We start from the raw sequence: 23265 nt of genomic DNA on the forward strand, positions 1-23265 counted from the left end.
GTATGAAAACGATACCGCTACCCCATCTTCCATTAAGTTTGCTGTTAATCCTTGCGCTTACCGCTTGCGGAGGCGGAAGTGGCGGCGGCAGCGATGAAGCCACTCAATCCACGTTACCAACGGTGACACCCACGGTAACACCTACAGTGACGCCAACGCCACCCGTCACACCCGCTCCAAGTCCTGGGACCACTAGCGCACCAGCGCAAAGCGGGCAAACGACGCAAGATCTTATCGCGCCCGCTGATTTCAATTTCGCCCCCGACCAACAGGTCACCCTAAAAGTTGAACTTAATGAACTTATCGGGCAAAGAGCGTATTTTTCGCTATATCAAGACTATCACCAACATCAAGATGGAAGCTTGAGCCCTCACTATGGTAGTCGAATTGTGGCTACCGACATATCGCAGGGTAAACTCAATACTCAGTTATCATTAACCAAAGACCAAGGCAGTTACCTAGCCGAAATATGGTTTTACGATGGCCGAGCTCCCCTACAACAAGTTCTTCAGGTCGAACAAAGTCAGCTTATTTGGCCTTCGCCATAGGGACCAAACAAGGGCTCCCGAACTTAATAAGCAACGGAGCCTTATCTCTAAACCTTATCAAGATCACATTTTTCACCCTTCAGTCGTCATTAAAATGTCATGACAAACGGTAAAAATAAGCGACCAGTCGACAAAATAGCGCGATAAATGGTTAGCCAACCTAAAGCACAGGTTTGCTTTGTGAGACATTTGCCATAGCGAGCGTGAGCATAAAACCTTTTTAACCTAAGACAAGCTTGTTTTATAGCATCACGAAAAGCCCTCACTATTATTAAAAATAATTAGAATACATAAACTTAGATATATACTAAAATTTCCCCATATAGGATTACCCCTATATTTTACGTTTTCGGCTATTCCGCCATGGCCAAAAATCCTTATATTTAATCCCGCAAGGAAGCAAAGAGACACGAACAGGATGTTTGGTCTCAATGTCAGATAGGATGTCTGGCAATCAGGAAGATAAAAGGAACACTGCAGGAAGCAGTCAGGGACACCTCCAGGACGGAGACAGAAAACAAATCAGGATGGTTTGTTAGGCTAGGATGGCCAACTAAAGGACAACTCACAGGATGTGAGAAACGGAAAAAAACCTAGGGATTAGGTATACAGTCAGGGAGCGCAGGGAGCACCATACATCAAGGAACTCGATGTTTTGACTACAAGGGGCGATATCTTCGGATATCGCCCCGTTTTTTTATTCATGCCCATTTCATTTATCTTAAGCGCCATCCTGTTTGTACTTGCGGTTTTTTTGCTCTCTATATCTACTACCCTAACCCTACCTTGATACAAAGAAACCACATCGATTGAATATCAATTTGTCATTGTTTTGTCATGATAAATCAGCAAAATGCCGGCATGAATAAACCTATTTACCGATAAATGGGTATCGCTCTAATTCAACCATCTCCCCTTTGTGAGATATTAGCCATTCCTCTTGTACGCAATCTGCATTTTATCTATCAGAATAATTTGTTGTTTATTGCTAAAAAAGCCTAGCAAAAAAAATTATACACATTAATTTCAACACCTTAAGAATAGCCGCATGATTAGCGTATAGGATTTCCCCTATTTTTTATTTTTTCCTTAATCCCCCTAAAGCTAAAAACAGGTATATTTAATCCCGCAAGGAAGCAAAGAGACACGAACAGGATGTTTGGTCTCAATGTCAGATAGGATGTCTGGCAATCAGGAAGATAAAAGGAACACTGCAGGAAGCAGTCAGGGACACCTCCAGGACGGAGACAGAAAACAAATCAGGATGGTTTGTTAGGCTAGGATGGCCAACTAAAGGACAACTCACAGGATGTGAGAAACGGAAAAAAGCCTAGGGATTAGGTATAAAGTCAGGGAGCGCAGGGAGCACCATACATCAAGGAACTCGATGTTTTGACTATAAGGGGCGATATCTTCGGATATCGCCCCGTTTTTTTCTGCTAATAAGTACTGCTCTGAATTCAACAAGCGTAAACCTAACGAAAATCTGCCGATCTGAATGCAAACGACTCAGCCGACCTGAATGCAAAAAAGAAGTGCCTTTTTTTGCTTTGATTCCCCATTCTGGCCTCAAAGCTCCCATCAACGACTCAGCCGACCTGAATGTAAATAAGAGAGCCTTGTTTGGTTTTGATTCCCCACTCTGGCCTCAAGGATCCCATCAACGATTCAGCCTGACGAAAATCAGCCGACCTGAATGCAAAAAAAGAGAGCCTTGTTTGGCTTTGATTCCCAATTCTAGTCTCAAGGGTCCCATCAACGACTCAGCCGACCTGAATAAAATTAGCCTTGTTTGGCTTTGCTTCAAATGACCAACGATAGGCTGTCAGCTTATTATCACCACTGTAATCCGTACAAATGACCTTGTCAGATTGAGGGCTCGGCTTGCCCCTGAGCCAATAATGGCCATTGAAAACCAGCCCATCACGACCAAATCCCGTTAAGGGATCACTGATAGGTAAAGTGGGAATATGTTGCTCTTGATCATGGGGAACGAGGGCCAGCTCTCGATAATGCAATGGCTCCGTTAACCACCACTTAGCACGGATATCATTGCGTTGGTGGCCATGTTTATCATTGAAAACATAACCCGCAGGCAGTGTCACTTCTGGGCCTTTTAGCAGTTGCTCAATAGCTTGATACTGCCAGCTATCACGTTGACATGCTTCAAGCCAAACTTGCTCAGGCAGACTGTTATCTGAAGCCAAGATTGGTCTTAATTGAGCAATCAGAGGTTCAGACCACGCCGCATGGATGAATGCTGCCCCCTCTAGCTCGATAAATAAGGGCAGGCCTTTAAACCAGCTAATCGCCGCTTGATAGGCTTGAGGGTGATCAGCAAACTCAGCTAAAAATGCCTTATGCTGGACACGATTTTTATTACTGTGTGGACGTAAAAAGCGACTGTGATCATTGGGATCCGGCGTTGCGAAAGCCACGGCATTAAACTCGTGATTACCCAAGATAACTTGAGCAGAACCTCGTGCGACCATTGCTTGGATAATATCTAATGTAGCGCGTTGCAAAGGGCCATAATCGATGATGTCACCGATAAAGATGGCTTGACGCTCAGAATGAACAAATCCCCCAGATCGGCGACGATAACCCAACTGCTCAAGTAAAGTAACCAACAAATCAGCTCGGCCGTGAACATCGCCAATGACATCGTACCCTTGCAATTGCTTACTCCCAAATCCTATTTGCTGTGACTGATATGAGTCAGCTGCTGCGTGCGCTCACATACTAATAAGGTGTTTCGTGCACGAGTATTATTGATCATTTTTACTGGACGATGCGACCTGATTACTCATCAATTTACGCTCCAACCACGTTAGCCAACCCGATGATACAGTAGACGTCACCTGCGCTAGCTGCTGCAATTCCACGTTTTGCTGACGCGTTCGCCTTAACTCATCCTGTAAAGCCAAATTATGCTGCACCAAATGATAAAGCGCATGGGGTTTGTGCGCGAACAAATGCTGAACTAATTGTGCCGTTTCAAGGTCAACGTCCATTTGGCGTTCATGACGCACCCTATCAGCCAAAGCAATAATGGCACTTGCCTGATCAATCGACATAAGCGTCACCTGAACCAAGTAAATTAGTACCGAAAAGATCCATTTTGTAATGAGGATATATATGAATAACAGATAAGATCATGGCTACTCCTAAAAGTGACGGCAACCATGCCAATAAGGACTCCTGTCAACCAACAAAACAGCACGCTAACAATGCGAGATTCACCATCGCTGCCGCAAAGAACAAAATGAGCGAAACTGAAGTTAACTTAATATAGCTTAATTGATGAAAACCGATTATTTAGATTGTTTTTTGCTGATATGTGCACATTATGCTGAATTAGTGAAACAGATCAAGCTACCAGTCATGGTCTATGCTAATCCCATGCTGCTATCATTTAGGTATATTTTCGATTCAAAGCAGGAAACCACACAATGCAATTAGAAGAAGTTTTCTCCAAACTAAAACAACTCCCAGTCGTTCCCGCTTTATTAGCTGAGCTGATGGAGAGCTTTGGAGATGACAACGCCCGCATTGATATTCTCGCAAAGAAAATCGCCATGGATCAATCCCTGAGCGCCAAGGTCATCAAAATGGCCAACTCGGCCGCTTATCGCCGTGGCAAAGAAGTCACTTCAATAGAGCAAGCGGTTATCCGCCTCGGCTTTAATACCATGCGCAGTATCGTTATTGCTTCTGGTATCAGCAGCGCGTTTCCCGCTACACCTGGCTTTGATAAGAACAAATTTTGGGCCGATACGTTCCGTGTCGCCACCATCGCCAAAGAGCTCGCTAAGCACACTAAGGTTGAGCCTGAAACTGCCTTTACCTGTGCCATGATGCACAACATAGGTGAGATTTTACTGCAGTCTAGCTTGCCGGAAGAAATGGCCTTAGTGGCCATGTCCATTGAAAAAGGCGCCAGCCGCATTGAAGCAGAGCGCGAAGTATTGGGCTTTGACTATAGCCAAGTGGGTGTTGAGCTGGCCAAACGCTGGAACTTCTCAACCACTTTTATTAATGCCATTGAACATCAATTGGATCCACTGTCATATGAAAATGTATCGTCGGAAGCGATCCTGATCCGCCTTGCGGTGTTTGTCAACTTTGCTTGGAATGCTGGCGTGCCCGCACAAGCGATTGTCGGCCGCTTTCCAAAAGCCTTGGCCGACTACTTAGAGATAAACCCTGAATCACTCGCTGGTCAGCTAGATGATTTACAACATCAAGGTAACGAGCTCGCCATGTCCCTAGGGCATTAATCTGACATTTAAGGCGTTGGCAAAATCCGCTAACGCCAGCCACATAAAACCTAAGTAGCTATAACGAGTATTTTTTCCTTCACGACCCGGGGATTGACCATCCAAATGAGGCCATTACCTCAGCTTATATGCCCATCAGCCAATCAGAGCTGAGCCCACTGGTTAGATACGGCAAGCAAAAGCAAACCTCTTACTTAGTCGTCAAGCCTGCCAAGACAAACAATCAGCTTGACGAGATGTGATTTTGTTCGCAAAAGCTTGCTAGGCTTAAGAAAAAGCAACACTCATAGCTACCAAAACCTGCAAACTGATTAACAATTAAAAGATTGTCACTTACCCCCTACTTTGTATTAGAGGCCTACATGGACATTCAAACACTTTTCAGTCAATTAGATAAGCTGCCGACCATCCCCAAAGTCGTGCAAGAGCTTATTCAAACCTTTAATAATGACGATGCGGATATCGTTGGTGTTGCCAAAAAAATCGCTTTAGATCCCGTGATCAGTGCCAAAGTATTACGTTTAGTCAACTCGGCGCATTTTAGTCGCGGCAAAGAGGTCACGAGCATAGAAGATGCGGTGATCCGCTTAGGTTTCAATACCGTGCGTACCTTAGTCATGGCCTCAGGTATTTCATCTTCATTCAAACACTTTGACAGCTTTGACCAAAATGCCTTTTGGGGAGATACCTTCCGCGTCGCCAGCATTGCCAAATCCTTAGCCAAGCAAACCAGTCAACCAGCCGATACCGCCTTTACCTGCGCCATGTTACATAATCTAGGTGAATTAATAATTTTAATTGCCGACAGCCCAGAAAATGAAGCCGCTATTGCAGCAAAAGTTGACCAAGGCTTAACCCGGGAAGAAGCCGAGCAACAAGTGCTCGGTTTTAACTATGCTAAGGTTGGCGCTGAGCTAGCAAAACGCTGGAAGTTCTCCGAACATTTTGTCCACGCCATTGAGGACCAATTAACACCATTAGAAGCAGCGTCTTTTAACTACGAAGCGGGTTTTATCTATATGGCCAGTTTCTTTAACCATGCTTGGCAACAGGATTGGAGTGAAGAAGACATTGTAGAGCATTACAACAAGGCCTTGGCAATTCGCCTTGAGCTCACCCTAAGCGATATTCTCAATGCCAAAGAAGCCATCTTAGAAGAAAGCAAAGCCCTGACGGATTTGCTTGATTAAAACCATAAAAGAGGGCTTGCCGGCCCTCTGGTTACGACCCATTAGACGCAAAACGCTTTACTTGCGCTAAGCCGGCTTAGTTTGAAAGCCCGCTAACCAAGTCTCAAAGTCGGCTGCGGTTTCTGGCGGGCTCACAAAGTAACCCTGCATCCAATCACAGCCTAGTTTACGCAATAAATCATAGTGAGGCTGGGTTTCAACCCCTTCAGCCACAATGGTTAAGCCTAATTTATTGGCTAATTGAATACTGCTTTCGGCCAGCAACAAGTCGACTTCAGAGGATTCGATGTCCTTAATAAATACCCGCTCAAGCTTAATGATGTTTAAAGGGAATTTTTTCAAGTAATGCAACGACGCATATCCACGGCCGTAGTCATCCAATGCCAATAGCAAGCCTTGCTGCTGTAACCGGGTAAATTGAGCGATAATTTCGTTGCTGCTGTTGATGATAAACTGCTCGGTCACTTCCAAAATCAATTGTTCAGGACGAATCGCGTATTGCTCCAATAAGCCTTGCAGAAAATGAAAAAAGCCCAAATCTTTTAACTGCAAATGGGCAATATTGAGCGCCAGGCGCCCCACCTCCAAGCCTTGTTGCTGCCACTGGTGATATTGCTCGATGGCTTGTTGGCACATCCATTCGTTCAGTGGGTGCAACATGTTAGCGTCTTCAACTTGCTCTAAAAAGTCTATTGCACCGAGCAAGCCGCGCTCCGGATGGCGCCAACGAATCAACGCCTCGGTGGCGATTAACTGCTGTGATGACATGGCTAAAATGGGCTGGAACGCTAACTCAAACTCTTGTTGTTTTAACCCTCGGCGTAATTCATTTTCAAAATTAAGCTTTAACTTGGCATGAGATTCCAACTCAGCACTGTAACGCAAAAACCGAGAGTGTTGCTGCGCCTTGGCTTGATTCATCGCCATGTAGGCTTTATCAACCAGATCCGCAGCGGTGAGCGCATCGGTATAAGCTTGAGCAATGCCAATATGGCAACTTAAAAATAGGTTTTTATTATCAACCACGAACACTTGCGCAATTCTGTCGAGTAGCTGCAAGCAGATATTGGTTTGCTGACTGATGCTTTCAGGCGAAGTCAACATAATCGCAAACTCGGCGCCACCAAATCGAGCACAAACATCGTTTGGCTGCACACTGGCTAGCAAACGCAACGCGATATCCCTGAGCAGCTGATCGCCCACCGAGTGACCATAGCGGTCATTGGTTGCTTTAAAGCTATCAAATTCAATAAATAACAACACACAAGCTTGCTGCTCTGACATGGCTTTTTCAAGGTGCAACTCAAAACGTTGTCGGTTCGCGATGCCGGTTAACGAATCGAAGTTCGCTTGACGCCAAATTCGCTCTTCACTGCGCTTTTTGTGGGTTAAATCCGAAAACAGCGACACATACTTAGTCACCCTATCTCGCTCACCATCTCTGACCGCGGCGACCGACAGCCAGCCAGGAAAGTCACTGCCATCTTTACGCTGACCCCATACCTCACCGCGCCATACGCCGTCACGGTTTAGCTCTCGCCACATTTTGCGCCGCAATGCGGGATCATTTTTAGCCGAATTGAGCAATAACCCGGTACGCCCAACCACTTCGGTTTTTTGATAACCCGTGATCTGACAAAAAGCTTGGTTAACCGACACAATACGTTGCTTATCGTCTTCAATTAAAATCGCCTCAGCGGCATTATCAAATACCTTACTGGCCAACGCCCTGGCTTGTTCAGCCAACACGCGCTCGGTAATGTCTCTGGCATCAAGCACCACACCGCTGATATCACCGCGCTGCTCGGTAAAGGGCGTGTAAGTAATTTCTAAACAGCGCCGCCCCTTGATATTCGATACCCAAAATTGATGGGTACAGATCGACCCTTTAAGGCTTAACTGTAAACGCGGCAGGATGTGATCTTGAAAAACACGCTCATCAAACACCTTGGCGATGGTCATCCCAGCAATAAATTCACCAATATTAAAAAAGCGTGAAAAACTGGGGTTCACTAATTCCAAGCCCAACTCTTGATTGACGTAAGCCACCAAGTCCGATGACGAAGCCACAATGCGTTTATAAAGGGCTGATTGTGCTAGCTCATCGCTCAAATTTGGCATGAAAATACCTTCAATCAGAACACTCGGACCCGATTCAACAAAGCGACATTGGCATTGAATCGACTTATTCCCGCCGTCACAAACAAGATCAAAACAGCTATCGAGCACCGCTTTTGAGCGCACTTGATTCCAAAAGCTGACCCAAGCAATGCTGCTTGCCAATGAAGGGATGGCCCGCTCGATATGAGCTATCGCACCTAGCTCCTGCTCAGCCGTTTGGTTTTGATAGACAATATTACCCTTTTGATCGAGCAATATGACCAAACTCTGAGCATATTGATGCTGCAGTTGGGCAATCAAATCCAGCGGCAGGTTGGTTGGGACATCAGTCATGGGTCGCATCCTAGCAACAAGGGGTTAACAAAGGCCTACACTCTACCAAAAAGTCAAAAAAATGCCTTCATATGAATGATAAACACCCAGAGAGATCACAAAACAACAGGGCGATTGCCTTGGTTTACTCCTTCGCCCATTGTTGAAAAAATCGATGACACAGAAAAAACAAATTAAAAAGTAAATTAATAATGAAATCATGAATGGCCATTTTTCTAGCCAGTCCACATAACCCCATGCTTTTGCTTTACCTGGTACGCAACTTAATGTTAACAAGTAATCCTAGGCCCTATTCTCCAATGCCTGTCCTATACTTACTGGTGTTGATTTTAAGGATATCAAATGACACATACGCGGCTTGATACGCGCAAAGTTCTATTTCGTCACCCACCTTACTTATACGCTTTCATCAGCGTGATTGTTTGCGCATTATTGAGCTATGTGACGATAGATGCCTTGCATCAGGCTTGGAAAAAAGAACAAACCGCCACCCTTAGCCTGATTGCTGAGCAACAGGCTGAGTTACTCTCACAATCGATAAACCAAGGCCTGAACAGTGCGGTATTGCTCGGCAAACACGTTGAATATAGTCAAGGGCAATTAACCCACTTTGAGCAACACGCGCACTATCTGCAGCAGCAAAACAAGGCTATCTCAAGCTTACAACTCGCCCCCATTGGTATCATTAGCCATGTTTACCCGCTGGCAGGCAATGAAGCCGTCATCGGCCATAACATTTTGCAACACGATCAGCGCAAGCAAGAAGCGCAGCAAGCGATTTTAAAGCAGCAAATGACAGTGGCTGGGCCATTTAATTTGATCCAAGGCGGCCTTGGTATCATTGGGCGTTACCCGGTATTTATCGAGCAACAGGGCGAATCCGTCTTTTGGGGATTTGCTTCCGTGGTATTAGCTGTCGAACCTTTACTCAACGGTAATAACTTAACCGCATTAGACAACCACCATATTCAATTTCAACTTCATACTTATCGCTTAGTCGGCGAGCCGCACCAGCAAGTATTGGGCGCAGCGCAGCTCAATGGCGACATCACCGCTAGCGCGAGTTTAAGCCTGAATGACAACCATTGGCAGCTTACCCTGTCCCAAGCCCTGCCCGAGCAACAAGGCTTACTGATAAAAATGGGGTTAGTGGCCTTCCTACTCACAGGGGTGTTGACCAGTTTTGTTTACAAACAAACCAATGCCCCTTACCGCATGGCCGAAAATGTCGCCAACCAAACCCAGCAGCTGTCTCGGTTAGCCTATTACGACAACTTAACAGGCCTAAAGAATCGCTCTTTCTTACAACTTGAACTCGGTAAAGCCTTGGCAAATCTGGACCGCCATAATCAACATAACCAAGATCATCAAATCGCGGCACTGGTGTACCTAGGGGTCGATGACTTCAAGCGCCTCAACGACGCCTTTGGCAACAAGGTCGGCGACGAATTATTACTCGAAACCACCGCTCGCCTAAAACAAGTCTGTAACGAAGCGCACGTGATAACGCGTGCTGGGGGAGATGAGTTCGCCATCATCTTACCGCCGCAGTCGAGCATCAAGGCCATCGAATTATGGCTGCAGCAGTTATTACAAACCCTAGGCCAGCCTATGGCCGTCGATCACCACCAGCTCCAGTTTAGCATCTCAGCTGGAGTGGCTTTGCTGCCCCAAGATGGTGATCGCGCCGAAGTTCTGATACAGCATGCCAACCTCGCCATGACCCAAGCTAAACAAAAGGGTAAACGCCGTTTCATGTTTTACAATGCCAGTATGGAAGCCTTGGTCAAATCCAATATTTCTGTTGAGCTAGAATTAAACCAAGCCCTAGAGCGAGATGAATTAGTGCTGTTTTATCAACCCATAGTGGAACTGAGTAGTGCCAACCCGGTGGGCTTTGAAGCCCTGATCCGCTGGCAGCACCCTAGTAAAGGCTTGATCTTTCCCGATGCGTTTATCCCCGTTGCCGAGCAAAGCCACTTAATCACAGAAATTGGCTACTGGGTGTTAGAGGCTGCGTGTAAAGCCCTGCCACAATTTCCACCCCATGTGTACATTTCAATCAACGTTTCCGCTCGCCAATTTATGGATCCGCAGTTATCCATGCGGATGAAACAAATTATTCATCAATATCAAACTAACCCTAATCGCATCACCTTAGAAATTACCGAAACCCTATTAATTGAGAACATAGAGCAAGTCGTCAGTTCATTAAAGTCATTACGTGATTTTGGTCTCGGCATTTCAGTCGATGATTTTGGCACCGGCCACTCATCCCTTAGTAAGTTAAAGGTCATGCCCATTAATACCCTCAAGGTAGATCGCGCCTTTATTATGGATTTGCCCGATAACAAAGAAGATAAAGAGCTGACCGAAGCGATCTTGCTGATGGCGCAAAAGCTATCACTCAAGGTGGTTGCAGAGGGGGTAGAAACCGCAGAACAACAAGCGTTTTTACTCGAACATAAATGTAATTTTGGCCAAGGCTACTACTTCAGTAAGCCTGTGCCACTGGCACAAGCCCTAGCCTATACCGAGCAGCGTTTGATAAAAAAATAACCCCGAACTAACAACATTAGATCAGCAAAGCCATGGTTATCACCTAAACTAGAAATATTAAGAATATTGAAAGGTTTGCAATGGCTCGCTTAATCACCTATTCCGATGATGCATCCAATGAGCTGCTAGATAATACCGAACAGTCGAAGGCATTCTATCATCAGCTGTTCTTGCTCCATGAAATATCCATTACCTTATCTCAAGCACCTAGCCTAGATGACCTATACCGCCTTGCCGTAACCGCTTGTGTTAAGCAACTCAACATAGATCGTATGGGCATTTTAATGATAGATAAAGCGCGCGATTGGATGTACGGCACCTGGGGAACCGATGATTTTGGCCACATACGCAGTGAAGCCGATTATGCCTCTCCCATTCAAGACGAAGTAAAATCGGTAATTAGAGAAATGTCGACGCGAGGCAAAGTATGTGTCTGGCACGACCAAGAACTCTATGAATTTACCGAAACTCCAGGCGAAGTCACCACTGTGGGTAAAGGCTGGAATGCCGCCATCGCGATTTGGGATAAAGACGAAGTCATCGGCTGGATAGCTTGTGATAACTTACTCAATCATGAGCCTTTTCAAACCTATCAAAGTCATATTTTACGCTTATTCGGCTCACTGCTAGGGGAGTTTATCAAGCTCAAACAAACCGAGGAATCCCTTTATTTGCTCAATGAACAGCTCGAGCAACGCATCAAGGATCGCACCAAAGAACTCACCATCGCCCAACAAGCCTTAGAGCAAGCCAATGCTGACTTAGAGCGTCAAGTGGAACAGCGGACCGCCTCATTAAATGAAAAAACGCTGCGCTTAGAGGCCACCTTAACCGATCTCACCAACACCCAAAAAGAGCTGATGGAAGCAGAAAAACACAAGGCCTTGAATCATCTCGTTATTGGTATGGCCCACGAGCTCAACACCCCACTGGGGATCATCAAAACCGCAGCCACCTTACAACCTGAGCTGCTGCAAGCTCTGGCAGACGATCTGGCTCAAGGTAAGATATCTAAATCGCGATTAACTGAGCTGATCAACACCGGGCTAGAGGGGTATGACATTATCAATACCAACATCGCCAAAATGGCAGAGCTCGTCACCCAGTTCAAGCGCCTTTCTGTGGTCAGCACCAATACCGGCACAATCGAAGAATTGCAGCTAAATGAATGGTTAGAGCAAGCGGCTAAACTGGCCATGTCCCATTATCGAAAACCTCAGCAAGCTCGGTTACTGATTCAAGTGACGCCAGATAAAGCCAGTATTAACACCGATGCATGGATGCTGGCGCAAGTTATCGAAGACTTGATCCTCAACTCCCTTGAGCACGGATTACGCAACACCCCAGATGACAAAATTTCGATATATTGCACCATGATCAACGATCAATGTGAGCTGAGAGTCGAAGATAACGGCCGCGGTATTGCCGAAGAGTTGGCCCCCAATATTTACGATCCTTTTTTCACTAGCGCCCGCGGCGAAGGGCGTAAAGGCTTAGGCTTGAATTTAGTGTACAACTTAGTTACCCAAGGCCTCAAAGGCGAAATAAGCCAATACCGGCCAACCACTGGCGGCTGCGGTTTTCGGTTGCTGATTCCCCATCTCAACTGAAGCCTCAACTACCATCTCTCCGCTAAACCTTACCCACCCCCTTTTCAGGTGAAATAAGCCAATACCGAGCAACCGCACAACAGGCGGCTGCGGTTTCCGGTTGCTGATTCCCCATCTCAACAGAAGCCTCAACTATCAACTCTCTGCTAAACCTTACCCACCCCTTTTTCAGGCGAAATAAGCCAATACCGATCAAGCGCACAACAGGCGGCTGCGGTTTTCGGTTGCTGATTCCCCATCTCAACTAAAATATCACCTCTCACCTCTCACCTCTCAACCAACACCTCAACCGGGGCATAACACAAACCAGACAAGCCTAGTGATTAAGAGTCTCGCTTTAATGCCAAACCGTACGCCACCCCTTTTTCATATCTTCTAATAGTAAGTAATTAACGGGCACCAGCAACAAGGTGATCAGGGTGGCAAAGATAATCCCAAAGCCCAACGACACGGCCATGGGAATCAAAAATTGGGCCTGGGTAGACTGATCAAAAATAAGCGGCATTAAGCCCGCAAAGGTGGTGATAGACGTTAAAATAACCGCACGAAAACGCGCTACACCGGCACGGCGCACCGCAGTTTGCAAGGCAATCCCTTTCGCGCGCTGACGGTTGATGTAATCCACTAGCACTAAAGAATCATTCACCACAACCCCTGTCAGCGCTAACATGCCCATCATCGACATAATGGTCAAAGGCATGCCCATCAACCAATGGCCAATGATGGCTCCCAAGGCACCAAAGGGGATCACCGACATCACCACAAAGGGCTGAGAATAAGATTTAAACGGAATAGCCAGTAAGGCATAAATGGCAAACATCACAAACACCAAGCCAAAAGCAAGGCTGGTAAACGATTCGCTTTGCTCTTTGGCCTCTCCTTCTAGGCTGTAACGTAAACCTGTGTGTTGTTCGGTTAGCTCAGCCAAGAACGAAGCGAGATCCCGTTTGATTGCTTCAATATCCGCGGTTTCTTTATTCACATCCGCCATGATATTAATCACTCGCTGGCGATCCTTACGCGTGATCGTCGCCGGGCTTTGCAAGGTTGCCACCGTCGCCACTTCATTAAACGGCACAGCAATGCCCGATTGCGTGCGGATCAGCATATTACGTAAATGATAGAGCGACTGGCGCTCAGCCAAGGGATAGCGTACAAACACCTTAACGTCATCACGCCCACGCTGGATGCGCTGCACCTGATCGCCATAAAAACCTTGGCGCACTTGCTTAGCTAAATCATTCAAGGTTAGCCCAAGGGCTTGAGCTTCGGGTTTGATATTCAGTTGCAGCTCGGTTTTCCCCTTAGCTAAACTGTCTTCAATATCAAATACCCCAGGATATAAGGCCAACTGCTGCTTTAGCTGGGCACTCGCGCTATTTAAGGTGGCATAATCACGCGCACTGAGCTGCACATCAAGGGGGGCGCCACCACGGCCAATTTCGGCCCGAAACGACACACTTTCTGCTCCTGCTATCGGGCCAATCAAGGCACGCCACTCTTTCACTAACTGATTGGTTGAAACATCTACCGTACGGGTCTCTGGTGGCTCAAGCTCAAACATCACTCTGCCTTTGGCCGCATCGCCACTGCCGGCCCCACCGCTCGATCCCGTCGTCGCAAACACATCTAAAATAACGCTCTTACCCGTGCTAGGGTCACGATATTTATCTTGCAACTCAGTCACCGCATCGAGCATCTTTTCGACATAAAAATCCGTGGTCGCAAAGGCCGTACCTGCTGGCATCACAAGCGTCGCGCGAGCCGTTTCCGAAGGCACCCGAGGGAAAAAGACAAACCGAGTCCAGCCGCTGGCCACCATGGTAAAGATCACGATAGCCACTGCCAGCGCCGAAGCAAAAGCCAGATAGCGCCGCCTTAGCACAGCGGCGAGTAACGGGCGATAAAAGCGTAATATAAAGCGCTCAAAACCGTCGGCAAAACGGCTTTGCCACTGACTAAAACGGCTCGGTTTACTTGAGTGAAGGCGAATATGCTTTAAATGAGCCGGTAAAATCAGCTTTGATTCAACCAAAGAAAAGAGCAAAACTGGGATCACCACCATGGGAATCTGGGCAAATATTTGCCCGCGAGCGCCTTCGATTAAGGCAAGCGGGGCAAAGGCGGCAATGGTGGTCAAAATACCAAAGGTCACTGGCACGGAAACTTCCTGCGTGCCAACAATTGCCGCCTGCAGTGGACTGGCGCCGCGCTGCTGATGCGCATAGACATTTTCACCGGTGACAATGGCATCATCCACCAAGATCCCCAGCACCATAATAAATGCAAATAAAGAGATAACATTGAGGGTGATGCCAAGCATAGGCATCACCAACAAGCCGCCCATAAAGCTCACCGGGATCCCCATGGTGACCCAAAACGCAATGGAAGGCCGTAAAAACAACGCCAATAAGATAATAACGAGAATACAACCTTGCACGGCGCTGTCGGTTAAAGTTTTCAAACGCGCCTTAACCACCTTAGAGCCGTCACGCCAATAATCTATACTAACCCCAACGGGCAAAGTCGGCCGAACCTGCTCGATATAGGCTTTCACCTTATCGGCAACCTCAATGGCGCTTTGTTGTCCCACCCGATACACTTCAATAATCACCGCAGGCTTGCCATTAAAGCGAGCCTGTATCGGGGTTTCTTCAAAACCATCACGTATGGTGGCAATGTCCCTGAGCAATAAGCGACTGCCATCGGCTGAGGTTCGCACGACGATATTGCCAAAATCACGCCCTTGATAAGCTTGCCCTTTACTGCGCAGTAAAATCTCGCCGCCTAAGGTTTTAATGCTGCCACCCGATAAATCAAGGGAGCCTTGTTGAACCGCGCTGCTCACTTCGGCCATGGTTAGCTTGTATTCGCGCAAGGTCTGCTCCGACACTTCAATGGAAATTTCATAAGGCCGAACCGATTCCAAGCTGACATGGGAAATACCAGCCAACCCTTGTATGTCATCGCGCACTCGCTCACCCAGCAGCTTTAATTCTCGCTCAGTGAGCTCACCCGATACCGTCACACTGATCACTTCGCGTTGATGAATGGTTTGGCTGATCACCGGTCGCTCTGCGTTGGTCGGTAAGGTGTTAAGGGCATCAATGCGATTTTTTATTTCATCCTTGACTCGATAAGTGTCGTAGCCTGCCGCAATTTCTACCGAGACTCGGGCAGCCCCCTCTGCTGAGTTTGAGGTGATTTCTTTAATCCCTTCTATATCGAGAATGGCCTCTTCAATGGGGATGGCTAAACTTTCTTCTGCTTCTGCCGGAGTCGCGCCGGGCAAGGCAACATTAACGCTCACTAAATCCAGTTCAAACGAGGGGAACACTTCTAGCGGAATACGCTGAGTAAGCGCTTGCAAACCAAGCAATATAATCAGCACCATCATCAGGTTAGCGGCAACATGGTTATGAGTAAACCAACGGATCACACCATGCATTAGTCTTGCTCCTGCGCCACATTGGCGAGCTTAGCCCGTGTGCCAGACACAATATTCCCCAGCGGTGTGGTGACCAGTTGCTCCCCAACGTTGAGCCCGCCATCCACGATAAACGCATCATTACTGGCCCACACCACATCCACGGTTTTACGCTTGAGTAGCCCCTCTTCAAATACGATCACTTGATTGCCTTGATACACCGCATCACGAGGAACCACAAATACATCGGTCAATACTTGCCCGGTAATATTGGCATCCACAAACTGGCCTATTTTCAATGGGGGTTTATCTTGGTTTTGCTGACCATAGGGATCATCAATGCGTGCGATGGCGTAGAGTTGGCGGCTGTTACTGTCAAGGGCACCTTCGGTTCGTTCAATTTCTCCCTGCCAGCTAAACGTTTGCCGCCCCAGCTGAGCACTGATGGTGACAGCAGGGCGATGAACCGAGGCGGTTTGTTGGCGGTAGCGCTCAGGTAAGTGAATCAAGGCTTGTTGCTGTTGGTTTAGGGGTAAACGCACCTCAACGTAATCCACCGCATAAATATTGGCCAGACTGGCCCCGGCGCCCACAAACTGACCCAAGTCTGCTTGTTTGGTTAATAATCGGCCCGCATAAGGCGCGCGGATCTTGGTTCGCTCTAAATCAAGTTTAGCTTGGGCCAGTTTTGCCCGTGCGGAGACCACATTGGCCTGCGCTGCCGCCAATTGCGGCTTACGCAATACCAGCTCAGTGGCCTTACCTTTACCTAAACGCTGCCAATCTCGCTTGGCTTGTTCGGCACGGGCACGCTCTTCCACTAAGGCTAGCTTGGCTTGAGTCAGTGCCGCTTGGGCAATTTGTTCTGCAGCAACATAATCACGATCATCTATCTCGACCAATACTTCGCCCTGCTCAAAAAAGCCACCCACAACAAAATTAGGACTCAGTTGGGTGATGGAGCCTGCCACCTGGCTCACCAATGGCCCCTGGCTGCGAGGCTGGATAGTGCCAAAACTGCGCAGCTCAACGGTGTAAGTTTGTGGCAATAAAGGCAACACAGCCACATTCACCACTGGCGCCTTCGCCGCCGGGCGCGTGGTTGCCTGAGGACGGTTAACCGACAAATACCAAGCAATGCACACGGCTACCGCCAATACTAAAACAGGCAATATCACACGAAGAATAGAGGCCCATAGTGGGCGCTGGCGTCGAGAGTTAGCTGTCACTGAATGGCCTCATCTGTTGGTATATTAAGTGCGGCAGAAGGAGATATCAGCGTGGCGGGATCGCCCCCTAACGCCAACAGTATATCGATACGGTTTTGCAAACGCTGATTACGGATCTTTATCTGACTGGTTTGGCTATCAAATGACCGTCGCTGTGCCTCCAATACGGTGACGTAATTCACCAAACCGCTTTGGTATTGCTCAAACGCAAGGTTTTCCGCCAGTAAGGAGTTGGTTGCAGCAATACTGACCTTATCCAGTTGCTCCACCAGCGCCATCTCTTTTGTTAGCCCCGACTCCACCTCGGCAAAAGCATTCAATACCACTTGTTGTAGATTTGCGGCAGCCCCTAGCGCTAAGGCTTGCTGCTGTTGTTGTCTGGCCTCCAACAACCCGGCATTAAACAAAGGGGTAGTAAGATTAGCAAACAGGTTCCACAGTAAGCTGTCAGCCTGCAATAAATCCGCCAACTCAGGCGAGCTCGTGCCCACCGATGAGGTGAGACGCAAACTAGGGAACTTTTCTTTGTAAGCCACTGAAATTTTGGCGTTGGCCGCACTCAAGGCATCTTGCGCCCCTTGAATATCTGGGCGACGTTGTAAAATTTGCGAAGGTAAGCCCGCCGGTAAACTGTCTAGATTTAAACTCAGCTCCCCATCGGCACGTAGCGACCCCGCTGGGTAACGCCCTAGGCTAAGTTCGAGCGCACGGCTCGCCTGCGCCACCTCATCTTGTTTTGCTGCCTCGCTGCTCTGGGCGCCGGCCACATCTGCGCGCGCCAAAAACACATCCAGAGAGTTGCTTAAGCCAGCTTGGTAGCTCTCTTCTATGATCACTAAATTATTCTGCAAATTCACGCGACGTTGGTGGATCAGCTCAAATTGGCGCTGCGCACTAAGCAGGTTAAACCATTGCTTTGCAATCCTGGCCGTTAGGGTTAATTGTTGCTGGCGCAGCCCATTAAGTTGCTGGCTAGCGTCCAGCATGGCCGCCCGACTGGCATCTTCAAGCTTGCCCCAAATATCGAGCTCCCAACTGGCGTCAATGCCTAGCTGCAAGTTGTCGTTAATGGATAAACCGTTATCTTGGCGTCGCCCCGAAAAATAGGCACTGATTTGGGGCCAAGCTTGAGCTTGTTGTTGTTTCAGTAGCGCCAAACTGGCATCTAACTGAGCTTGGGCTTTGATTAACTCAGGGTTGGCCTTTAAGCCTTGATGCACTAAGTGCTCTAAGGCAGGTAATGCACTTAACTGCGGCATAAATCGTTCGGCCACTTGCGCGTTTAAATGGTTGGCGGTCCACGAAGTGGCAACTGGGGTAGTCAGCTCCGCCTGCTGGGGAGGCTGCAACGAAGGCGCTAATGTACACCCCGATAACAGCAAAGCGGCGAGAACAAGGCATGGGCTCGAGCGATAACTCAAATAGCGACGAAAGCAGGTCAACGTCATCCTGACATCATATTAAATAAACACTGACTTAATAATACTGGTTAATTGACTATTTGGTTTACAGTTTTACAAATCTTTACCCAAGATTCGATGTATGAGTACGCTGATAAAAAGCGCAGTTTAGGTCGTCAGCAATAGCAATGTGAAGATAAATCGAGGAGAGATGGGGCGAATGACGGGGATTGAACCCGCGACAACCGGAATCACAATCCGGGGCTCTACCAACTGAGCTACATCCGCCGCTGTTTGCATGAAGCAATGTCTAACGTGGCGCACCCGACAGGAGTCGAACCTGTGGCCTTTGCCTCCGGAGGGCAACGCTCTATCCAGCTGAGCTACGGGTGCAAATGTTAGGGTTTGAAGTCTAAGGGCTTGCGCAGATTGAGTCCAGTATTTTTTATCCGTTCGCGCTTAATCGGCTATTATCTGGGCAATGAGCTTTGTGCTAGGGATGAACTCGAGTATCAAGGCTCAATGTTAAAAAAGGCCCCGAAGGGCCTAATTGTTAAAGGGGGAGACATAGCTAATATTATGCGCCTGTACCACCGCCGTTGCTACCACCACCTGAGCCTGAAGGATCTGGGGTGGGCGTCGGTTCGTTAGTCGGCTCAGTTGAGGGTTCTGTTGTAGGCTCTGAGCTTGGTTCCATGGAAGGCTCAGTCGAGGGCTCCGAACTTGGCTCCGAACTTGGCTCCATAGATGGCTCAGTTGAGGGCTCAATCGAGGGCTCTGAACTTGGTTCCATTGATGGCTCAGTCGAGGGCTCTATTGAGGGCTCTGAACTTGGCTCCATTGATGGCTCAGTCGAGGGCTCAGTCGAGGGCTCAACAGGCTCTAAAGTTGGTACCGTTTCTTCATTTTCACGCTCTGGCTGCTGCGCTGCACCTTCGCGCTCTGGATCGGCAATAGGAGCAGGCGATGCCCCCACACTGACCGAGTTGCCATTAAAGCTAACATCCATCACCCAGTTATCCAGCTCTTCGACATTTGCGCCATCCGCCAACAGTTTAACAATTTGCTGTTCGGCTTGTTTTGCCACCGCACTGGCTTGTTGTACCAAGGTATTAATTTGGGCAACACTGGCTGAGTTGGCGGCTGCTGTTTTTGGCAGTGTTTGGAATAGTGCGTTGGCAATCAACAACGCTTTTGAGTTTTTAGTCTCACCTTCGGTAATATCACTGAGTAAAGTTTCAGCGGTAATGCCTTCGTCGGTTAAGCCAAGATCTTCTAATAGCGCTTGTGCAGCCGCATTAAGATCTAAATTCGGATCAGCCTTCATTTTAAGGTTAATTAATGTGGTAAATGGCGACACGACTGCCACGCCTTTCGGAGAAGTTAAGTACAGCTCAGTAATACGCACATCTGGCGTTCTTTTATCATGGGTAAATTTAGTGTCATCTTCGGGGTCAATCCAAGCATTTGAAACCAACTCACAATCAGCCGCCTCAAAGCCCGTAATTGTCGCTTTACCGTTTTCACCGGTGTAAAAAGGACCTTGTTCAAAAAACTCGTCTTCACCACATTTACCGTATACTTCGGCATTAATCAGTTTGTCGTCATTGATCGCTGCATTATAGTTTGCTTCACTGGTTGTCGTATCGCTGCTACTGCTACCACAGCCTACTAAGATAAGTGAGCTTACACCGACCACCATTGCAATAGTTGTTAATTTCATAGTTCCCTCTGAACAAAGAGTGTTGTCATAAAAATGTGTAACACGGCCGTGCCACTGAATCACTCCAACTACTTGATTATTCAACCACTAATGACAAATAAATCAAAAGAGTTACCTAACTATAGTTAATCCTCTGCCACTCACTGATATTTTTTTTACCTATTTGGTAGAGTGAGAGCTTAGTCACGACTTTATTACTCCTGGGCAACGAACTGCCAATAAGCAGATTTTAGCCGAGTGGCATTGGTTTCCACATACACCGCAGACAAGCGATCCCGGTTGTCATAAACGCGCGCTAGATTGTGCTGCAACCCCGTTGGGGTAGCTAAACTGCCATTAAGACAATTACATTTATCATTGCCCACCATGGTGCGGTAATTCAGCGACCATTCATCGATTCCTCGCACTTGCAGCCAAGTCGGGGTCATGTCTTTTTGCAAGGTAATGGGCACAGAAAATGTCATACCAGCAAATTGCTCATCGGTATTTTGATAAGTTAGCGAGACGCTGGTGTCACCAAACCAATGTTTGGATGACAAGGTAAACCCTTTATCACCATACCAATAACGTCCTCCCCCCACCTCAAGCGCCCAATCCCAACGAGCTAAGTGATAGCGATAATTAACCAATGCGGGTTTGGCCTTAAAGTGGGTTTTATCATGCTCAAAATACCCCAGTTCAGCAGAAAATCGATGCGCCCCCTGAGGAGACTGCCAGCGAGTTTCATTCATTGCGCCAACAAAATGCGAACGAACCAAACCAGCACTAAATTGGGTTAATGTATTTTGCGGCAGTAAAAAGCCTTGATGAAAGAGAGCGCGATCCACTCGGTTTTTATGGCGCGACTGAGCAAAGTACTCCCCATCATCAAAGTCATCGGAGTGAGTAATCGGCAATAAGTGTCTTACATCAATGGACGCCCCTTGCCATAACTGCATTTGCACATTACTCGATAGCGCAAGGGAATAGTCCAACACACCCATTTCAGTCCCTAAAAACGAGTAATAGCTAGGTGCAAAGATCAAACGTAACTTATATGCAGAGTCATTAAGCTGTGTTTGCTGCCAAGCCACCTTATCAAACTCTGCATTAAGACTGGCTTGATTGACCGTGAGCGGGGCAGCCTTGGTCGTTTGATCGGCTTGCTGCTGTAGAAAGGCTAAATACTGCTTAGTCTGGCCGCTCACTTGCAGCACAGGGATCTTTTGATTCAACACAAAAACAGTAAAGTCGCCATGGTGATGATCCGTAATTAACCCCAGCACCACACCGAGTCCATCTAACTCATTCCAATTAAAGACATTATTTTCATAGGCAAGGTGCAATACCTCTCCCTCTAAGCTTAGACTTATATTTTCAAACCCTTGGGATGCGAGCTCAGCAAGCAAGGTCGCCAGCAGTTGCTCATTCCCCCCTTGCCAATCTTGTTGTTGCTGAGCACTGGTCGGTGTCACATTGGCTTGCTGCAGCTGGGTCGTCGCTCGCTCATCACGCCATGGCTCCACTCCCCGCGCTTGGTAGCGGTCGGCACGATTAGGGCCAGCCAATGGCATGGTTAACCCTAAGCCTAACCATTGGTTGTCTCGATTATGGGTATCTGATGAGGAATAAGCCTGCCAAGTGACATTGGCTTGCCAACCATAGGGTAGCCACTGTTGAGGTGCGAACAATTTAGCCCCAACGTTGCCTCCCGTACCATCGTAATCAGCCACCAATTGCAACCAATCAAAAGCTTGGTATTCCACCCCACCGAACACGCCATCTAAATAATCGCGTCCCATTTGATTTCGCTCTGAGCCTTTGCCAAAACCGACACTCAAACGAAAATCATAAAGCGATTTCGACACCACGCCATAAGCATTTTGATGAACTGTAGCCCAACTTACACCGCCGTAATCTTGAAAGCCCACAGCCAAGCTAAACCAGTCCTCGGGAATAAAGTAACTAAATTCATACTTAGCCGAAAACGATAAATCACTGGAGTGGCCTCGATTCCAACCGGTTTCACCGTTAAACTTTTTAAAGGTGTTTTGCACTGAAATTTCAAGGTGGGGCAACAAGCCCACACCAAGCAGCAAGGTTTTGTGGGCTCCTTTGGTGTATGACGTGCTGTGATCGATATGCTCTTCAATATGATAATTTAAACTTAAATCTGCAAAATCCAACACCTCGGCATGCGGGGTGCGTAACACACCAGAAAACCCCGTTTGCGCCATGGATACAGTAACAGGCTCAGCCACAGCCAATCCAGAGCATGCCAGTAATACTCCAGCCCCAACAAAACGGTAAATGGGCATATCTCTTCCTTAATTAATAACTTGCCTACAGCAAAAACATAAAACTAATGTCAATATAGTCAGCAATTAAGGCAACGCAGAAGAAACCAAAGAAATGAGTGTATAGAATTGAATATTTGTGAATAAAATCAATATTATCAGATGATAATGTATAAGAGGTGAGCAGAGCAGGCGAGCCCAGTGGGAGCCGCTATCCTGTGGGAGCCGCAGTCATGCGGCGATAATCAATCGCACCATCACTGGTGCTCCCACAACAACTATAAACTTGTGCAGCTAAGCCCAGTGGAAGCCTCATCCCAGTGGTAGCCACAACCCTGTGGGAGCCGCAGTCATGCGACGATAATCATCAACATTCAATCGCACCATCACTGGTGCTCCCACAGCAGCTATAAACTTGTGCAGTTTAGTCCTGTGGTGGCCACAACCCTGTGGGAGCCGCAGTCATGCGGCGATAATCATCAGCATTCTATCGCACCATCACTTATGCTCCCACAGCAACTATAAACTTGTGCAGCTAAGTCCAGTGGAAACTACAGCCTTGTGGGAGC

Annotated in this window: 13 protein-coding genes, 2 tRNA genes and 1 pseudogene; 6 read left to right on the forward strand and 10 right to left on the reverse strand. The window is 47.5% G+C overall.

Going from position 1 to position 23265, the window contains the following annotated elements; translation table 11 throughout:
- Window positions 1-2 precede the first annotated feature (2 nt).
- Window positions 3-548, forward strand: a complete 546-nt coding sequence (locus tag K6Y21_RS19280) for a hypothetical protein (RefSeq protein ID WP_233073532.1) — start codon at window positions 3-5, stop codon at window positions 546-548.
- A gap of 1763 nt (window positions 549-2311) precedes the next feature.
- Here the strand turns inward: K6Y21_RS19280 and K6Y21_RS19285 are convergent.
- On the reverse strand, window positions 2312-3226 hold the full coding sequence (locus K6Y21_RS19285; protein WP_233073533.1) for a metallophosphoesterase: 915 nt from the start codon (window positions 3224-3226) through the stop codon (window positions 2312-2314).
- A gap of 90 nt (window positions 3227-3316) precedes the next feature.
- A complete protein-coding gene (locus K6Y21_RS19290; RefSeq protein ID WP_233073534.1) occupies window positions 3317-3625 on the reverse strand; it encodes a DUF2076 domain-containing protein in 309 nt (102 codons plus the stop codon).
- Between the two features lie 375 nt (window positions 3626-4000).
- Here K6Y21_RS19290 and K6Y21_RS19295 point away from each other — a divergent pair, with 375 nt between their 5' ends.
- The 3 genes and pseudogenes from K6Y21_RS19295 to K6Y21_RS19300 all read left to right on the forward strand — a co-directional run bounded on the left by K6Y21_RS19295 (window position 4001) and on the right by K6Y21_RS19300 (window position 6018).
- Window positions 4001-4828: an HDOD domain-containing protein gene (locus K6Y21_RS19295; protein WP_233073535.1), complete on the forward strand. Its 828-nt coding sequence runs from the start codon at window positions 4001-4003 to the stop codon at window positions 4826-4828.
- 74 nt (window positions 4829-4902) lie between these two features.
- Window positions 4903-5070 (forward strand): annotated as a pseudogene (locus K6Y21_RS21505) (hypothetical protein); the annotation flags it as partial.
- 120 nt (window positions 5071-5190) lie between these two features.
- Window positions 5191-6018 (forward strand): HDOD domain-containing protein, encoded by an 828-nt coding sequence (locus K6Y21_RS19300; RefSeq protein ID WP_233073536.1) that lies wholly within the window; start codon window positions 5191-5193, stop codon window positions 6016-6018.
- Window positions 6019-6084: 66 nt separating this feature from the next.
- Here K6Y21_RS19300 and K6Y21_RS19305 read toward each other — a convergent pair whose 3' ends face one another.
- Window positions 6085-8472, reverse strand: coding sequence for a sensor domain-containing protein (locus K6Y21_RS19305; protein ID WP_233073537.1), 2388 nt, complete (start codon window positions 8470-8472; stop codon window positions 6085-6087).
- Window positions 8473-8814: 342 nt separating this feature from the next.
- Here K6Y21_RS19305 and K6Y21_RS19310 point away from each other — a divergent pair, with 342 nt between their 5' ends.
- Window positions 8815-11031, forward strand: a complete 2217-nt coding sequence (locus K6Y21_RS19310; protein WP_233073538.1) for a bifunctional diguanylate cyclase/phosphodiesterase — start codon at window positions 8815-8817, stop codon at window positions 11029-11031.
- Window positions 11032-11111: 80 nt separating this feature from the next.
- Window positions 11112-12641: a sensor histidine kinase gene (locus K6Y21_RS19315; protein WP_233073539.1), complete on the forward strand. Its 1530-nt coding sequence runs from the start codon at window positions 11112-11114 to the stop codon at window positions 12639-12641.
- A 337-nt stretch (window positions 12642-12978) separates the two neighbouring features.
- Here the strand turns inward: K6Y21_RS19315 and K6Y21_RS19320 are convergent, their stop codons facing one another.
- From K6Y21_RS19320 to K6Y21_RS19350, 7 genes are all read right to left on the reverse strand, one after another.
- Window positions 12979-16089 (reverse strand): efflux RND transporter permease subunit, encoded by a 3111-nt coding sequence (locus K6Y21_RS19320; protein ID WP_233073541.1) that lies wholly within the window; start codon window positions 16087-16089, stop codon window positions 12979-12981.
- Window positions 16089-17297 (reverse strand): efflux RND transporter periplasmic adaptor subunit, encoded by a 1209-nt coding sequence (locus K6Y21_RS19325; RefSeq protein WP_233073542.1) that lies wholly within the window; start codon window positions 17295-17297, stop codon window positions 16089-16091. Before K6Y21_RS19325 ends, K6Y21_RS19320 begins: the two co-directional genes overlap by 1 nt.
- Complete coding sequence (locus K6Y21_RS19330; RefSeq protein WP_233073544.1) at window positions 17294-18745, reverse strand: efflux transporter outer membrane subunit; 1452 nt, start codon at window positions 18743-18745, stop codon at window positions 17294-17296. Before K6Y21_RS19330 ends, K6Y21_RS19325 begins: the two co-directional genes overlap by 4 nt.
- Before the next feature lie 164 nt (window positions 18746-18909).
- A tRNA-His gene (locus K6Y21_RS19335) sits at window positions 18910-18985 on the reverse strand.
- 28 nt (window positions 18986-19013) lie between these two features.
- Window positions 19014-19090, reverse strand: a tRNA-Arg gene (locus tag K6Y21_RS19340).
- Window positions 19091-19274: 184 nt separating this feature from the next.
- Window positions 19275-20420: a hypothetical protein gene (locus tag K6Y21_RS19345; protein WP_233073545.1), complete on the reverse strand. Its 1146-nt coding sequence runs from the start codon at window positions 20418-20420 to the stop codon at window positions 19275-19277.
- Between the two features lie 194 nt (window positions 20421-20614).
- Window positions 20615-22717 (reverse strand): YjbH domain-containing protein, encoded by a 2103-nt coding sequence (locus K6Y21_RS19350; RefSeq protein WP_233073547.1) that lies wholly within the window; start codon window positions 22715-22717, stop codon window positions 20615-20617.
- Window positions 22718-23265 lie beyond the last annotated feature (548 nt).

It is taken from the genome of Motilimonas eburnea, assembly GCF_021295345.1.
GTDB lineage: Bacteria > Pseudomonadota > Gammaproteobacteria > Enterobacterales > CBDFNC01 > Motilimonas > Motilimonas eburnea.

Bases quoted from the DNA above. Each gene is read 5' to 3' on its own strand.
- K6Y21_RS19280 (WP_233073532.1), top strand. From the start codon at position 3: ATGAAAACGATACCGCTACCCCATCTTCCATTAAGTTTGCTGTTAATC.
- K6Y21_RS19290 (WP_233073534.1), bottom strand. From the start codon at position 3,625: ATGTCGATTGATCAGGCAAGTGCCATTATTGCTTTGGCTGATAGGGTG.
- K6Y21_RS19295 (WP_233073535.1), top strand. From the start codon at position 4,001: ATGCAATTAGAAGAAGTTTTCTCCAAACTAAAACAACTCCCAGTCGTT.
- K6Y21_RS19300 (WP_233073536.1), top strand. From the start codon at position 5,191: ATGGACATTCAAACACTTTTCAGTCAATTAGATAAGCTGCCGACCATC.
- K6Y21_RS19305 (WP_233073537.1), bottom strand. From the start codon at position 8,472: ATGACTGATGTCCCAACCAACCTGCCGCTGGATTTGATTGCCCAACTG.
- K6Y21_RS19310 (WP_233073538.1), top strand. From the start codon at position 8,815: ATGACACATACGCGGCTTGATACGCGCAAAGTTCTATTTCGTCACCCA.
- K6Y21_RS19315 (WP_233073539.1), top strand. From the start codon at position 11,112: ATGGCTCGCTTAATCACCTATTCCGATGATGCATCCAATGAGCTGCTA.
- K6Y21_RS19320 (WP_233073541.1), bottom strand. From the start codon at position 16,089: ATGCATGGTGTGATCCGTTGGTTTACTCATAACCATGTTGCCGCTAAC.
- K6Y21_RS19330 (WP_233073544.1), bottom strand. From the start codon at position 18,745: ATGACGTTGACCTGCTTTCGTCGCTATTTGAGTTATCGCTCGAGCCCA.
- K6Y21_RS19345 (WP_233073545.1), bottom strand. From the start codon at position 20,420: ATGAAATTAACAACTATTGCAATGGTGGTCGGTGTAAGCTCACTTATC.
- K6Y21_RS19350 (WP_233073547.1), bottom strand. From the start codon at position 22,717: ATGCCCATTTACCGTTTTGTTGGGGCTGGAGTATTACTGGCATGCTCT.